Source organism: Nocardioides marmoribigeumensis (assembly GCF_031458325.1).
Taxonomy (GTDB): Bacteria; Actinomycetota; Actinomycetes; order Propionibacteriales; family Nocardioidaceae; genus Marmoricola_A; species Marmoricola_A marmoribigeumensis.
Window position 1 is genome coordinate 1657024 of record NZ_JAVDYG010000001.1, and the last position, 13613, is coordinate 1670636.

At 73.4% G+C, this 13613-nt stretch carries 17 protein-coding genes; 9 read left to right on the plus strand and 8 right to left on the minus strand.

Annotated elements, in window-relative coordinates:
• Nucleotides 1-14: 14 nt before the first annotated feature.
• Nucleotides 15-1052, plus strand: coding sequence for a glycosyltransferase (locus J2S63_RS07880; protein WP_310300902.1), 1038 nt, complete (start codon nt 15-17; stop codon nt 1050-1052).
• 35 nt (nt 1053-1087) lie between these two features.
• Nucleotides 1088-2254, plus strand: a complete 1167-nt coding sequence (locus J2S63_RS07885; RefSeq protein WP_310300905.1) for a glycosyltransferase family 4 protein — start codon at nt 1088-1090, stop codon at nt 2252-2254.
• 1 nt (nt 2255) lies between these two features.
• Here the strand turns inward: J2S63_RS07885 and J2S63_RS07890 are convergent, their stop codons facing one another.
• Entirely contained in the window at nt 2256-3230 is a 975-nt protein-coding gene (locus J2S63_RS07890) for a GH39 family glycosyl hydrolase (protein ID WP_310300908.1), read from the minus strand.
• Between J2S63_RS07890 and J2S63_RS07895 the strand changes: the two genes are divergently transcribed.
• The gene (locus J2S63_RS07895; protein WP_310300912.1) at nt 3229-3714 is read left to right on the plus strand and encodes a hypothetical protein; all 486 of its coding nucleotides are present in this window, start codon (nt 3229-3231) and stop codon (nt 3712-3714) included. The two genes, J2S63_RS07890 and J2S63_RS07895, sit on opposite strands and share 2 nt — an antisense overlap.
• A 143-nt stretch (nt 3715-3857) precedes the next feature.
• Here the strand turns inward: J2S63_RS07895 and J2S63_RS07900 are convergent, their stop codons facing one another.
• A complete protein-coding gene (locus J2S63_RS07900; protein ID WP_310300914.1) occupies nt 3858-5000 on the minus strand; it encodes a cellulase family glycosylhydrolase in 1143 nt (380 codons plus the stop codon).
• A gap of 78 nt (nt 5001-5078) precedes the next feature.
• Nucleotides 5079-5573 carry a heme-binding beta-barrel domain-containing protein gene (locus J2S63_RS07905; protein WP_310300918.1) on the minus strand — a complete coding sequence of 165 codons (495 nt, stop codon included), beginning with the start codon at nt 5571-5573 and terminating at the stop codon, nt 5079-5081.
• Between the two features lie 169 nt (nt 5574-5742).
• On the opposite strand from J2S63_RS07905, the gene J2S63_RS07910 reads away from it, so the two are divergent.
• Together J2S63_RS07910 and dtd are read left to right on the plus strand one after the other, a co-directional pair.
• Entirely contained in the window at nt 5743-6111 is a 369-nt protein-coding gene (locus tag J2S63_RS07910; protein WP_310300920.1) for a DsrE family protein, read from the plus strand.
• Between the two features lie 297 nt (nt 6112-6408).
• A complete protein-coding gene (gene dtd / locus J2S63_RS07915; protein WP_310300922.1) occupies nt 6409-6834 on the plus strand; it encodes a D-aminoacyl-tRNA deacylase in 426 nt (141 codons plus the stop codon).
• A gap of 34 nt (nt 6835-6868) precedes the next feature.
• Here the strand turns inward: dtd and J2S63_RS07920 are convergent, their stop codons facing one another.
• The 3 genes from J2S63_RS07920 to J2S63_RS07930 are packed head-to-tail and all read right to left on the minus strand — an operon-like array spanning nt 6869 to nt 8586.
• Nucleotides 6869-7189, minus strand: coding sequence for a DUF1416 domain-containing protein (locus J2S63_RS07920; RefSeq protein WP_310300925.1), 321 nt, complete (start codon nt 7187-7189; stop codon nt 6869-6871).
• Nucleotides 7186-8037, minus strand: coding sequence for a sulfurtransferase (locus J2S63_RS07925; protein ID WP_310300927.1), 852 nt, complete (start codon nt 8035-8037; stop codon nt 7186-7188). The genes J2S63_RS07920 and J2S63_RS07925 overlap by 4 nt, the downstream gene beginning before the upstream one ends.
• A gap of 39 nt (nt 8038-8076) precedes the next feature.
• A complete protein-coding gene (locus J2S63_RS07930; protein ID WP_310300929.1) occupies nt 8077-8586 on the minus strand; it encodes a DUF4395 domain-containing protein in 510 nt (169 codons plus the stop codon).
• A gap of 232 nt (nt 8587-8818) precedes the next feature.
• Between J2S63_RS07930 and gmd the strand changes: the two genes are divergently transcribed.
• Together gmd and J2S63_RS07940 are read left to right on the plus strand one after the other, a co-directional pair.
• Nucleotides 8819-9796, plus strand: coding sequence for a GDP-mannose 4,6-dehydratase (gene gmd, locus J2S63_RS07935; protein WP_310300933.1), 978 nt, complete (start codon nt 8819-8821; stop codon nt 9794-9796).
• 23 nt (nt 9797-9819) lie between these two features.
• Nucleotides 9820-10794, plus strand: a complete 975-nt coding sequence (locus tag J2S63_RS07940) for a GDP-mannose 4,6-dehydratase (protein ID WP_310306630.1) — start codon at nt 9820-9822, stop codon at nt 10792-10794.
• Nucleotides 10795-10862: 68 nt separating this feature from the next.
• On the opposite strand, the gene J2S63_RS07945 is transcribed toward J2S63_RS07940, so the two are convergent.
• The gene (locus J2S63_RS07945; RefSeq protein WP_310300936.1) at nt 10863-11360 is read right to left on the minus strand and encodes a TlpA family protein disulfide reductase; all 498 of its coding nucleotides are present in this window, start codon (nt 11358-11360) and stop codon (nt 10863-10865) included.
• Between the two features lie 296 nt (nt 11361-11656).
• Nucleotides 11657-11947: a MoaD/ThiS family protein gene (locus tag J2S63_RS07950; protein ID WP_310300938.1), complete on the minus strand. Its 291-nt coding sequence runs from the start codon at nt 11945-11947 to the stop codon at nt 11657-11659.
• 35 nt (nt 11948-11982) lie between these two features.
• On the opposite strand from J2S63_RS07950, the gene J2S63_RS07955 reads away from it, so the two are divergent.
• Both J2S63_RS07955 and mshD read left to right on the plus strand, forming a co-directional pair.
• Nucleotides 11983-12693, plus strand: coding sequence for a winged helix-turn-helix transcriptional regulator (locus tag J2S63_RS07955; RefSeq protein ID WP_310300940.1), 711 nt, complete (start codon nt 11983-11985; stop codon nt 12691-12693).
• Entirely contained in the window at nt 12690-13583 is an 894-nt protein-coding gene (gene mshD, locus J2S63_RS07960) for a mycothiol synthase (protein WP_310300942.1), read from the plus strand. The genes J2S63_RS07955 and mshD overlap by 4 nt, the downstream gene beginning before the upstream one ends.
• The last annotated feature ends 30 nt before the right edge of the window (nt 13584-13613 follow it).

The window sequence follows — 13613 nt, forward strand, 5'->3', positions numbered from 1 at the left end:
GGGGTACTTGCGACATGACGTTCACGCTACCGGAGCAGCACTCGCGCGGCAGGGGCTCGCAGATCCTCGGCTCCACCGACGCGCCGTCCGCGGCCCCCGCCCCGGAGGCCGACGAGCCGATCTGGGCCGGCTACCGCGTCGCCGCCATCGTGCCGTGCCACAACGAAGCGCTGAGCATCGGCAAGGTGGTCCGCGACCTCAAGCGGCACGTGCCCGGCATGGTCGTCTACGTCTACGACAACTGCTCCACCGACGCGACCGCCGAGGTCGCCCGTGAGGCCGGCGCGGTCGTGCGCCACGAGTCGATGAAGGGCAAGGGCAACGTCGTGCGCCGCGCCTTCGCCGACATCGACGCCGACATCTACCTCATGGTCGACGGCGACGACACCTACGACGCCGCGGCGGCCCCCGACATGATCCGCGCCCTCATCACCGGCCACCACGACCACGTGCTCGGCATGCGCGCCCCGGTCGAGGAGGGCGCCTACCGCCCCAACCACGAGCTGGGCAACCGGGTCCTCAACGCCGTCGTCGGCACGGTCTTCGGCACCAACGTCGGCGACATGCTCAGCGGCTACCGCGTGTTCTCCCGCCGCTTCGTCAAGAGCTTCCCCGCGGTCTCGAAGGAGTTCGAGATCGAGACCGAGCTGACCGTCCACACCCTGTCGCTGCGCACCCCGACCGTCTCGCTGCCGGTCGGCTTCAAGGACCGCTGCGAGGGCAGCGAGAGCAAGCTGCGCACCTACCGCGACGGCTTCCGCATCCTCAAGCTCATCGCCGACCTCGCCCGCCACGAGCGCCCGCTGGCGTTCTACGGCGTGCTCGCCTCGATCAGCCTGGTGCTCTCGATCGTGTTCGCGGTGCCGGTCCTCGCGACGTACTTCGACACCGGCATGGTGCCGCGCCTGCCCACGCTGGCCGTCTCGATCGGCCTCGGCGTCATCGCCTGCCTGGAGATGACCGCCGCGCTGATCCTCGACGGGATCCGCAAGACCCGCCACGAGCTGAGCCGGCTGTCCTATCTTCAGCACCGGGCGGTCAACCCCGTCTGAGGGGCCACTCCCCTCCCGGCCAGGAGGGAGCCCGGGTGTCCGCACCGATCCGCGTCGCGCTCGTGACGCCGTACTTCCCGCCCAGCGTGGGAGGCCTCGAGCGCTACACCCACCGCGAGGCGCTGGCCCTGCGCGACGACCCGGACTTCGAGGTCGTCGTCGTCACCACCGGCACCTCGCGGCGCACGTCCGTCGCGGAGGAGGACGGCGTCACCGTCGTCCGGCTCGCCCCGTGGCTCAAGGTGTCCAACAGCCCGGTCAACGGCTGGTGGCCCGTGCAGCTGCGCCGCCTGCTCGCCCACCACCGCATCGACCTCGTGCACGCCCACGCGCCGACGCCCTACCTCGCCGACGTCGCGGCGTACGTCGCCGGGCGCCGCCCGGTCGTCCTCACCTACCACTCCGGGTCGATGGTCAAGGGCGTCGGCGGGGCGGTCGACGCCCTGCTGACGACCTACGAACGTGCCGTCCTGCCGCGCGTGATGAGGCGCGCCGACCGGCTGGTCTCGGTCTCACCGGTGGCGTCCACCGAGGCGACGGGCCGAGCCGTCGTGGTCCCGCCGGGCGTCGACTCCGACGTGTTCGTGCCCGGGGGCCCGCCGGCCGGCCAGGACGTCGTCTACGTCGGCCGCCTCCAGCGCACCTCGCGCTGGAAAGGCGTGGAGACGCTGCTCGAGGCCCTCGCCCGGCTCTCCTCCCCCGAGGCCCGGCTCGTGCTCGTCGGCGACGGCGACGACGTGCCGTGGCTGCGCTCGCGCGCCACGGACCTCGGCATCGCCGACCGCGTGGTGTGGCGCGGGAGCCTGCACGGCGACGACCTCGTGCACGCCTACCAGGATGCGGCCGTCGTCGTGCTGCCCTCGCTCACCGAGTCGGAGTCGTTCGGGATGACGCTGATCGAGGCGATGTCGTGCGGACGGCCGGTCGTGGGCAGCGCCGTCGGCGGCATCCCCTACGTCGTGCGTGACGGCGTCGACGGGCTGCTCGTGCCGCCCGGCGACGCCACCGCCCTCGCGGCCGCCCTCGACCGCCTGCTGTCCTCGCCGTCGGAGCGGATCCGCCTCGGCGACGCCGGCCGCGCGGCCGCGGTCGAGCGGTGGGACTGGCGCCACAGCCTCGCCGGGACCCTCGGGGTGCTCCGGGACGCCGCGACCGCGCGCCCCCCGCAGGAGGGGACGCACGGCCGGTCTGTGCTGCGGTAGGTCAGCTCGCCTTGGCGGCGGCCACCGCGTTGCGGAAGGCCTGCCACGACGGCTTCGGGGTGCCGTCCAGGTGCCGCAGACCGAAGGAGGCCTCCTTGCGCGTGCTCGCCGCGAGGTCCTGGTTGGTGTACCAGAAGAACGACTGCACGTAGGGGTCGGCGTCGGCCTTCGCGACCGCGTCCTTGGCGATGGAGGCCTGCCAGGCCTCGGTCACGTGGTCGGTCGTGGCGGTCGTCGTGGCCCAGGTCCCGTCCCCGGCCATCCCGTCACCGTCGGTCGGGGCGCCGTACTCCGTCACCCAGATCGGCATGGTGCCGAGGCCGAAGGCGCCGAGGACGGTGCGCAGCGACGTGGGGGTCGCGCTCATCTTGCTCCACGCCGACCAGGTCGCGTAGTAGCTCGCCAGGTAGGGGTAGGTGTAGGGGTGGTAGCTCACCGCGTCCGCGCTGGTGCAGGCGCCGGTGAGGCAGACCGCGTTGAGGAACTCGCGCGGCCCGATCGACGGGGCGGAGTTCTCCAGGGCGGCCAGGCCGCCGACCAGGACCGTCGCCTGCGGGTCGGCCTTCTTGATCGCCGCCGAGGTCGTGGTCAGCAGCGTCGCGTAGCGCACCGGGTCCGGGGTGGGCCAGAACTGGTTGAGGTTGGGCTCGTTCCAGACCTCCCACGTGGTGACGCCGTACGACGAGTAGCGCGCGACCGCGGCGCTCGCGAACGCGGCGAACTGGGCGGGGTCGCGCGGCGGGCACGAGAACCGGGTGCAGTCGGCGTCGCGGGCCCAGGCCGGGGTGTAGGCCAGGATCGGCAGCACCTTGAGCCCGCGGGCCTTCGCGGCGAGCACGACGCGGTCGAAGCCGCCCCAGCTCCAGCTGGTCGGCCCGCCGCCCTGCACGGTGGTCCACGACAGGTCGGCGCGGATCCACCCGAGGCCCAGCGCGGTGGCGTCGTCGAGGGTCGCGTCCAGGTCGGCCTGGCTCATGCGGCTCAGCCGCTCGCCGTACGACATGCCGAAGCGGGGGGCGGTGCCGGTGGTGGCCGTCGCAGGCGCCGTGCTCGTGGCGGGCGCCGTGCTCGTCGTGGGCGCCGTGCTCGTGGCGGGCGCCGTGCTCGTCGTCGCGCTGGTCGTGCTGGTCGGCGCGGGCTCCGTGGTGGTCGTGGTCGGCGAGGAGATCGTCGTCGTCGTGGTGGCGACCGTCGTGGTGGAGGCGGTCGGCGAGCTGGTGGCCGTGCTGGTCGGCGTGCTCGTGCTGGTGCTGGTCGACGCGGTGGGGCTCGCGCTGATCGTGGTCGTGGTCGTGGTGGCCGACGGCTTCTTGGCGCCCTTGGCCGCGGAGGCCGCGGACATGGAGAGCCCGGCGACGATCGTGGCGAGCAGGACGGCGAGGCCGAGGAACGCTGCAAGGGCAGCGCGGAGCGAGGTGGATCGCATGGTGGTGGGTTCCCTTCCCCCGATGGGTAAGTGAAAGGTAAAGGGCAAATCCGGCTATCCCGGTCGTTCTGGGACTCGGTCAGGACACGGCCGACGGGACTGGTGGCCAAGGTCCCGGCGGCCCCAGGACGGGCGTCCGGGGGTGCCTGTCCGATCGGTGGAGCCCAGGCCCCCGGGTCAGCCCCGCGAGGCCACCGGAGCCGCCGCGACCGCGGTCCGCCAGGCCAGCCAGGCCGGCTTGCGGCTGCCGTCGAGGCGGCGCAGGCCGAAGGACGACTCGCGCAGGCTGGTGTCCGCCAGGTCGCGGTCGGTGTACCAGAACAGCGCGGTCACGTCGGCGTTGCGGACCGCCTGCGTCACCACGTCGGTGGCGACGATCGCCTGGTAGGCCTCGCTCACGTGGTCGGTGCCCGGCAGGACCTGCGTGCCGTCGGTGCCGAGTCCCAGGCCCTTGGTCGGCGCGCCGTACTCGGTCACCCACACGCGCTTGTGGCGGTAGCCCCACCGGTTGAGGATGCTGCGCAGCGACCACGAGGTGTGGTTGATCTTGCTCCACGCCGAGGTCGACGAGTCCTGCCCGGCGAGGTAGGGGTAGGTGTAGGGGTGGTAGCTCACCGCGCTCATCGACCCGCACCCGCGGGCCTTGCAGACCGCGGTGAGGAACTGGCGGGGACCGATCGACGGCGGACGGTTCTCCAGCGCCGACAGGCCACCGAGCAGCACGACCGCCCTGGGGTCGACCGACCGGATGCCGCGGAACGTCACGCGCAGCAGGGTCGCGTAGCGCTGCGGGTCCGGCGACGGCCAGAAGATCGAGAGGTTGGGCTCGTTCCAGACCTCCCAGTGGTGGACGCCGCGCGACTTGTAGCGCTGCACCGCCGCCTTGGCGAAGGTCGCGAACCGGCCCGCGCGGTGCGGCGGGCACGAGAACCGCACGCAGCCGGCGTCCCGGGCCCAGGCCGGGGTCCAGGTGAGGATCGGGAGCACGCGCAGGCCGCGGGCCCGGGCGCCCTTGACCACGCGGTCGGTGCCGGACCAGTCGTACGACGACGGGCCGGCGGCCTGGATCGTGGTCCAGGAGAAGTCCATCCGGATCCAGCGGATGCCGAGCCGCTGGGCGTCGTCGAGGGTCGCGTCGAGCCGCTTCTGGCTCATCCGGCTCAGCCGCTCGCCGTACGAGACGCCGAAGACGGTGGCCGGCTTGGTGGTGGCCCGAGACCGCGTGGTGGGTGCGGCGGTGGCCGAGGTGGACAGCACGAGAAGGCTGACCACCAGGCTGCCGAGCACTGCCGCCAGGACGGCGCGCAGCACAGGCTTCATCAAGGTCTCCCTCCCCCGACGGATTGCCCTCGACGCTAGCGGCCCGACGCCCGGTCTGTCCGGGTTTCGGGACTTTCCTCAGAGGCGGACGAGCTTGCCCCACAGGTGGGGCTGGAGCTCCTGGCCGACCGCGGCCATGTCCATCGCGAACCACAGGTCGCCCTCGACCAGGCCGTACATCCGCTGCCCGGCGGTGACCTCCTTGGCCGTGCCGGCGCGCATCACCGCGTCGGTGGTCAGGTGCAGGCGGGCGCCGTCGACCTTGCCGTGCCACAGCTCGCTGATGCCGATGTTGTGGGTGAGCAGCCACTCCACCTCGCCGCCCTCGTGGCAGCGCAGGAAGCCGGTCTCCTGGGCGGCGTCGCGGACCTTGTTGCCCTCGGCGTCGGTGACCCACGAGCGGGCCATGTAGTGGAAGAAGGGCCGGCCGTCCTGCTGGAAGATCAGCTCCTGGCCCCAGGTGAACTTGTCGATCGTGGGGTAGTCGCCCTCGCCGTTGCCGCGCCAGCCGCCCAGCAGCCAGGCCAGGGGCGCGCAGTTGGGGTGGATGTTCTCGGGGATCTCGAAGGGCACGCGGTTCTGTCTCTCGTTTGCTCGGGGCCGGTCAGCGGTCGTGCTGGCTGTCGACGGCCTTGCGGAGGAGGTAGAGCGCCACGACGCCACCCAGCAGGAGCAGGATGACCATGAGGGCGACGAGGACGGGCTCCATCCCGAGGATCGTACCGGGGCTAGCGTTCTCGGCATGACGTCCCAGAGGTCGCTCGTGGTCAAGCTCACCGCCGGTGCTTCCGAGCCCGAGCGGGCCAACCAGGCGTTCACGGTCGCCGCGACCGCCGCCGCGTCCGGGGTGCCGGTCTCGCTGTGGCTGACCGGCGAGGCGGTGTGGTTCGCCGTCCCGGGGCGGGCCTCGTCGTTCCACCTCGAGCTCGCCACCCCGCTGGCCGAGCTGCTCTCCGCCGTCCTCTCGCTGGGCACCGTGACCGTCTGCGGCCAGTGCGCGGCCCGCCGCTCGCTCGCGCTCGAGGACCTCGTGGAGGGTGCCCGCATCGCCGGGGCGGCGACGTTCGTCGAGGAGTCCCTGGCCGAGGGGGCCCAGGCGCTCGTCTACTGACGCACCCCGGCCCTGCGGACCGGCACGACGCGGGGCGCGAGGACCCTGCCCCGCTCGGGTCGGCCGGCCCGGGGCGGTTGTGCCGGTCCGGGCGGTCGGCGCCGCGAGGTGACCCGACCGGCTGCACGGGGCCCGGGTCGGGCCCCGCCCGCGCGCTCGTCTACTGACCGACCCGGCCCTCCGGACCGGCACGACGCGCGGCGCGAGGACCCTGCCCCGCTCGGCTCGGCCGGCCCGGCGCGGTTGTGCCGGTCCGGATGGTCGGCGCCGCGAGGTGACCCGGGGCAGACTGCCCGCATGCGTGCGGTGGTCCAGCGGGTGAGCTCGGCGTCGGTGACGGTCGCCGGTGAGGTGGTCGGGTCGATCGAGGGGCCGGGGCTGCTCGTCCTCCTCGGCGTGACCCACTCCGACGGCCCGGCCCAGGTCGCGTGGACCGCGCGCAAGGTCTGGGAGACCCGGCTGTTCCCCGACGAGCGGTCGGCCTCCGAGATCGGGGCGCCGGTGCTCGTGGTCAGCCAGTTCACGCTGTACGGCGACGCGCGCAAGGGGCGGCGACCGACCTGGGCCGCGGCGGCCCCGGGGCCGGTGAGCGAGCCGCTCTACGAGGCGGTGTGCGAGGAGCTGGCCCGGCTCGGGGCGCACGTGGAGCGCGGGGTCTTCGCGGCCGACATGCAGGTGGCGCTGGTCAACGACGGGCCGGTCACCCTGGTGCTCGACACGTGACGCCTCGGGCCCGTGGGGCTCAGACCCGGAGCGCTCAGACGGCGAGGGAGAGGGTCTCGCGGGCGCCGAGCTCGAGCTCGACGGGGTGGGAGCGGACCGGGCGGCCGGGCGCGAGCACGCGCAGCTCCCAGGGCCCGGGGGCGGCGAAGAACCGGAAGCCCCCGTCGGGCCCGGTCGGCATCTCGGCCACGAACTCGCCGTCGGGGTCGACCAGCCGCACGTAGGCGCGGGCGAGCGGCTCGCCGTACGCCGTGACCGTGCCCTGGACGACCGTCGCGCGCGCGGCGACCGCGTCGGGCAGCGTGTCGAGGTCGAGGCCGCCGGGAGGGGCCGCGCAGCCGACGGGGAGCGTCACAGCACGTCCCCCGGCTCGCTGCCGCGGGCGATCGGGACGCCGACGAGGGAGCCGTACTCGGTCCACGACCCGTCGTAGTTCTTCACCCCGGACAGCCCGAGCAGCTCCGAGAGCACGAACCAGGTGTGCGCCGACCGCTCGCCGATGCGGCAGTAGGCGATGGTCTCGCGCTCGGGGTCGAGCCCGGCCCCGGTGTAGATCTCGCGGATCTGCTCGTCGGTCTTGAACGTGCCGTCCTCGTTGGCCGCCCGGCTCCACGGCACGTTGATCGCGGTCGGGATGTGGCCCGCGCGCTGCGCCTGCTCCTGCGGCAGGTGGGCGGGGGCGAGGAGCCGGCCGGAGTACTCGTCGGGCGAGCGCACGTCGATCAGGTTGGCGGTGCCGATCGCGGCGATCACCTCGTCGCGGAACGCGCGGAGGGCGGGGTCCTGCACGGCGGCGTCGTACGACGTGGCCCGGCGCGCGGGGACCTCGGTGGTCAGCGGCCGCGCCTCGAGCTCCCAGCGCTTGCGGCCGCCGTCGAGGATGCGGACGTCGCGGTGGCCGTAGAGCTTGAAGTACCAGTAGGCGTAGGTGGCGAACCAGTTGTTGTTGCCGCCGTAGAGCACGACGGTGTCGTCGTTGCCGATGCCGTGCTCGGACAGGAGCTTGGCGAACTGGTCCTGGTCGACGAAGTCACGGACCACCTGGTCCTGCAGGTCGCGGGTCCAGTCGAAGCGCAGCGCGCCGCGGATGTGGCCGTGGTCGTAGGCCTCGATGTCCTCGTCCACCTCCACGAGGACGACGTCGTCGTCGTCGAGGTGCTGCTCGACCCAGTCGGGGTCGACGAGAACGTCAGCGCGAGCCATGGGTGCCTCTCGGTGGGGACTCTGTGAACGGGGGGCGGGTCAGTGGACCGCGGAGTCGCGGAGCAGCGTCGCGGCGTGCGACAGCCGGTCGCGCGGGACCAGCCTCAAGCCGAGAAGGTACATCTCGCAGCCGAGGCAGAAGCCGAACGCCGCGTTGAGGAAGGCCGCGGCGAGCGCCATCCCCGCGGCGACGAGGACGACGAGGGTCGACCCGGCGAGGGCGCCGAGCAGGGCGACGGCCGCGAAGACGAGGCCCACGCCCTGTGCGAAGCGGGGCGGCAGCGCGGACTCGGTCTCGGCCGGGGCGCCGAGGCGCGGGCGGACGAACGTGCGGAACAGCCAGGAGTACGGCGTCCGCGCCGGGCCGAGCGCGACGCCGCTGAGGAAGACCAGCCCCTGGGCCACGAGGAGCGCGGTGGTGAGCGGCGACGGGGCGGAGACGAGGACCGCGACGAGGACGGCGGTGGTGAGCCAGGCGGCGAACCGCTGGCCGCGGGGGTCGATCTGGGGGGTGGTCGCGACAGGGTCGACCGTGCGGGTGCTGGACATGCGGGAGCTCCTGCGAGTGGGACAACGGGTGGCGGAGGTCAGGCTCCGCGACACAGCGACGAGCGCACGCGGCAGTGGTCCACTGCGCGGCGGCGGGTCAGCAGGGTCGTCAGCACCCTCCCACGGTAGGTCCTCACGCGGACGTGAGGCCATCTCGGGTCCACGATCCGGATGGAGCGTCCACTTCCCGGACACGTATCCTCGGAGCCTCTCGCTGACCGAAGGAGCCCCCGTGCGCCGAGCGCTCATCACCGGCATCACCGGCCAGGACGGCTCCTACCTCGCCGAGCTCCTGCTGGAGAAGGGCTACGAGGTCCACGGGCTGGTGCGTCGCTCCTCGTCGTTCAACCGCGGCCGCATCGACCCGCTGTGGTTCGCCCCGGGGGGCGACCGGCTGCACCTGCACTACGGCGACATGACCGACGGGGTCAGCCTGGTCAACCTCGTCCACTCCGTGCGCCCCGACGAGGTCTACAACCTCGCCGCGCAGAGCCACGTCAAGGTGTCCTTCGAGATGCCGGAGTACACCGCCTCCGCCGACGCCGTCGGCACGATCCGCCTGCTCGAGGCGATCCGCACCGCCGGGCTGACCGACTGCCGCTTCTACCAGGCGTCCACCTCGGAGATGTTCGGTGCGACGCCGCCGCCGCAGGACGAGCGCACGACGTTCCACCCGCGGTCGCCGTACGGCGCGGCCAAGCTGTTCGCGCACTGGACGACGGTCAACTACCGCGAGGCCTACGGGCTCTACGCCGTCTCCGGGATCCTGTTCAACCACGAGTCCCCGCGGCGCGGCGAGACGTTCGTGACCCGCAAGGTCACCCGCGGCGTCGCCCACATCAAGGCCGGGCTCACCGACCGCCTCGTGCTCGGCAACCTCGACGCGGTGCGTGACTGGGGCTACGCCAAGGAGTACGTCGAGGGCATGTGGCGGATGCTCCAGCAGGACTCCCCGGACGACTACGTCCTCGCGACCGGGGTCGGCACGACCGTGCGCGACTTCGTGCGGATGTCGTTCGAGTGCGTCGGGCTCGACTGGGAGCAGTACGTCGACCACGACTCGCGCTACGAGCGGCCCACCGAGGTGGACGCGCTGATCGGCGACGCCTCCAAGGCCGAGCGCGAGCTGGGCTGGCGGGCCGAGACCAAGGTCGAGGGGCTGGCCCAGCTGATGGTCGAGGCCGACCTCGCCGCGACCGCCCAGGGCTGACCGAGCAGCGAGCGGAGCGAACGATCAGTCGGGACCAACCGGCCCTCGTCACCGGGGTCACCGGGCAGGACGGCGTCTACCTCGCGCGGTCGCTGCGCGCGCTCGGGGTTCCCGTGGTGGGGACACGCCAGGACACCGCCCTCGCGCGGGCCCGCGCCTCGGCGTACCTGTCCGACGTGGACGTCTGGGTGCTCGACCTGCTCGACCCGATGGGGTTCGGGCCACTGCTCTCGGAAGTGCGGCCGAGCCGGGTCTTCCACCTGGCGGGGTCCACGTCGGTCGCGGCGAGCTGGGACGACCCCGCGGGCACGGCCGCGGTCAACGACCACGCGGTGGCCCGCCTGCTGGCCGACGTGCGCGCGCACCGCGACCGCACGGGTGAGGACGTGCGGGTCTTCGTGGCGTCGACCGCGGTCGACGACCCCTCGCCGTACGCCCGGTCCAAGCGGGCCGCCGAGGAGCACGTCCGCGCCGCCCGCGCGGCGGGGCTCTGGGCCGTCTCCGCGCGGCTGCACAACCACGAGAGCCCGCTGCGGGAGCCGCAGTTCGTCACCCGCAAGATCTCCCGGACCGCGGCGGCGATCGCGCTCGGCCGCGCCGACTCGCTGACGCTGGGGAACACCGCCGTACGCCGCGACTGGGGCCACGCGCGCGACCTCGTCGAGGGGGTGCGCCGGATGCTCGAGCAGGAGTCGCCGACCGACCTCGAGCTCGGCACCGGCGTGGCCCACGGGCTGCTCGACCTGGTCACCTGCGCCTTCGCGGCCGCCGGGCTCGGCGACGCGACGCCGTACCTCCGGACCGACGAGACCCTCCTGCGCCCCGGCGACGCCGCCGAGCAGGTCGCCGACCCCGCCCCCGCCCTCGCGGCCCTCGGCTGGCGGGCCACCACACCGTTCGCGCGGATGGTCACCCACCTGGTCGAGACCGACCTGGCCCGCCTCCGGACCGGGGTCGACCACTCCCCGGCGTACCTGTGGCCGGAGCAGTTTCACTAGGTACCTAGTGACTTTGGCACTCCCCGAGCGAAACTTCGCTCGGGGAGCGACAACATTGCCGCCGCAGCTCAGTCCAGGACCGGCGCGAGGGCGGCGAGCACCTGCTCCTTGCGGGGAGCGCCGACGGCGCGGGAGACCTCGCGGCCGTGGGCGTCGAGCACCAGCGTGGTCGGGGTGCGGTGCACCTCGAGCCGGCGGACGGTCTCGAGGTGCTCCTCGGCGTCGATCTCGACGTGACTGACCCCGGGCACGATCTCGGCGATGTCCGCGAGGACCCGGCGAGTGGCCCGGCAGGGAGCGCAGAAGGCGGAGGAGAACTGCAGCAGCGTCGCCCGATGCCCGAACTCGTGGTGCTCGCCCACCATCGTGCGCACGCTCGCGTCGTCGGCCTCCGGGGCCGGTGCCCCGGGCTCCTCACGGAGCGGGGTCGAGTCGCCGGACCAGGCCCCGTCACTCGCAGCCTCCGCGGCCGTGCCGCGGAACCGGCCGTCGGTGCGGGCGCGCCACAGGCCGAACGCGCTCGCCACGACCAGCACGGCGAGGACCACCCAGGCACCAGGACTCATGGGGCAATTCTCCCTCAGCGGGACAAGAGGTCCGGACCTGCGCCAGGACGTGGGAGTGCCGACCGCCCCGATCCCCCGACGGGACGGTCGGCATGCTGTGCAACGACGCGGCCCAGACGTGGTTACGGTCACACCCGAGGAATGTTCACAAAAGCGGACGAGGACCCGCCCCCGCAGGTCCTCGTCGTGCTGAGCAACGGACTGAGATCCCCCCGCGGAACGTCAGTTCGTCGATGTACCAACGACCTCACCGGCGCTCGGTCACGTGCGCTCGACGGCCTCGGCCCCCGGTCTGGTCAGCCTCCGGCGAACGGGGGCAGGAACTCCACGTCGACGCCCTCCGGCACGGGCACCGACCCCGCGTCGCCGGCCCCGACGGGACGGTCGCCCACGATCGCCGAGCAGACCGCGAGCACCCGGGGCAGGTCGGGCCGGTCGGGCAGGGACGCGAGCACGGCCCGTCGTACGTCGGCCACGGACGGGTCGCGCTCCCCCTCCACCGCGACCGTCGCCTCCGCCTGACCCGCGGCAGCGCGGGCCGCCGCCCAGAGCCGGACGTGGACGAGACGGGGAGTCGCAGGTGCCATGTCCGATATCCTGCCAGCACTGGAAGGAGGCCCGGTTGCGCGCGATCCTGCTGCTCACGGGCAGCCTTCAGCCCTCTGCTGAGGTGCTCCCCTCCCTCGGCCTCCTTCCCTTCACCGTCCGGGTCCTGCCTGCCGAGGGCACCGCTCTCCTGGACTCCCCGCCGGTCGACGCGGTCCTCGTCGACGGCCGCAGCGACCTGGCCAAGGCGCGCGACCTCGGGCGCCTGATCCGCACGCTCGGCACCACCACCCCGACGCTGCTCGTGGTCACCGAGGGCGCACTGCCGGTGGTCGCGGTCGACTGGGGGTACGACGACCTGCTGCTCACCACGATCGGCCCGGCCGAGCTCGACGCCCGGATCCGCCTGGCGATCGGGCGGCTCGCGGAGGGCAGGCCCGACGACCCGGAGTCCCACCTGATCCGGTCGGGCGAGGTGACCATCGACGAGGCGTCCTACACCGCGCGGCTCGGGGGCCGGGCCCTCGACCTGACGTTCAAGGAGTTCGAGCTGCTGAAGTACCTCGCCCAGCACCCGGGCCGGGTCTTCACCCGCGAGCAGCTGCTCCAGGAGGTGTGGGGCTACGACTACTTCGGCGGCACCCGCACCGTCGACGTCCACGTGCGCCGCCTGCGCGCCAAGCTCGGCACCGACAACGAAGCCCTGATCGGGACGGTCCGCAACGTCGGCTACCGCTTCGTCGTGCCGCCGGCGGAGTCGCGCGACGAGGAGCGCGTGGACGCGTGAGCCGTCACCTGACCAGCCTCACCGAGGCCGACGTCGCTGCCGTGCGCGCGGTGGTCGACGCCGCCGAGCACGCCGACCACGTGCGCCCCGTCGACGAGGCCGTCGAGCTGCTGCTGGCCCGGGGGCTCGGGTCCGGCGCCGCCCTGTGGCTCGACGAGGGCGGGTTCGCCCTGGTCCGGCCCGGCGAGCCGCGCGAGCTCGACCTCGTCGTACGCCCCGACGCGCGGCGGGCCGGCCTCGGCGCGGCACTGGCGCGGGAGGTCCTGGACGACGGGCCCTGGGCCGCCTGGTCGCATGGCGACCACCCCGGGGCGCGCGCCCTCGCGGCCCGGCTCGGCTTCCGGGCCGAGCGCTCGCTCTGGGTGATGCGGCTCCCCGGCGACGTCTCCCTCCCGCAGGCGCCCTCCGAGGGTCCGACGCTGCGTGCCTTCCGTCCCGGTGAGGACGACGACGAGCTGCTGCGGGTCAACCGCGAGGCCTTCGCCCACCACCCCGAGCAGGCCGGGCTCGACCCGGCGGGGCTCGAGGAGCGCATGGGGCAGCCGTGGTTCGACCCCGCGGGCCTGCTGGTGGCCGATGCCGGCGGGGGCCACCTGGTCGGCTTCCACTGGACCAAGGTGCACGAGGCCTCCGACGACGCGCCCCGGCACGGCGAGGTCTACGTCATCGGCGTCGACCCGTCCGCCCAGGGTGGCGGCCTCGGGCGGCGCCTGCTCGTCGCGGGGCTCGCTCACCTGCGCTCGGTCCTCGGCGACGACGCGGAGGTCGTGCTCTACGTCGAGTCGGACAACGACCCGGCGGTCGCGATGTACGCGAAGTTCGGGTTCGCCCACGCCGCCCGGGACACGCACGTGCAGTATCGGCGGGGTCCAGTTTTACTAGGTACCTAGTGAACCTGTCACTTCCCGAGCGAAGTTTCG

Bases quoted from the DNA above. Each gene is read 5' to 3' on its own strand.
- J2S63_RS07880 (WP_310300902.1), top strand. From the start codon at position 15: ATGACGTTCACGCTACCGGAGCAGCACTCGCGCGGCAGGGGCTCGCAG.
- J2S63_RS07895 (WP_310300912.1), top strand. From the start codon at position 3,229: ATGCGGCTCAGCCGCTCGCCGTACGACATGCCGAAGCGGGGGGCGGTG.
- J2S63_RS07890 (WP_310300908.1), bottom strand. From the start codon at position 3,230: ATGAGCCAGGCCGACCTGGACGCGACCCTCGACGACGCCACCGCGCTG.
- J2S63_RS07900 (WP_310300914.1), bottom strand. From the start codon at position 5,000: ATGAAGCCTGTGCTGCGCGCCGTCCTGGCGGCAGTGCTCGGCAGCCTG.
- J2S63_RS07910 (WP_310300920.1), top strand. From the start codon at position 5,743: ATGACGTCCCAGAGGTCGCTCGTGGTCAAGCTCACCGCCGGTGCTTCC.
- dtd (WP_310300922.1), top strand. From the start codon at position 6,409: ATGCGTGCGGTGGTCCAGCGGGTGAGCTCGGCGTCGGTGACGGTCGCC.
- J2S63_RS07925 (WP_310300927.1), bottom strand. From the start codon at position 8,037: ATGGCTCGCGCTGACGTTCTCGTCGACCCCGACTGGGTCGAGCAGCAC.
- J2S63_RS07930 (WP_310300929.1), bottom strand. From the start codon at position 8,586: ATGTCCAGCACCCGCACGGTCGACCCTGTCGCGACCACCCCCCAGATC.
- J2S63_RS07945 (WP_310300936.1), bottom strand. From the start codon at position 11,360: ATGAGTCCTGGTGCCTGGGTGGTCCTCGCCGTGCTGGTCGTGGCGAGC.
- J2S63_RS07950 (WP_310300938.1), bottom strand. From the start codon at position 11,947: ATGGCACCTGCGACTCCCCGTCTCGTCCACGTCCGGCTCTGGGCGGCG.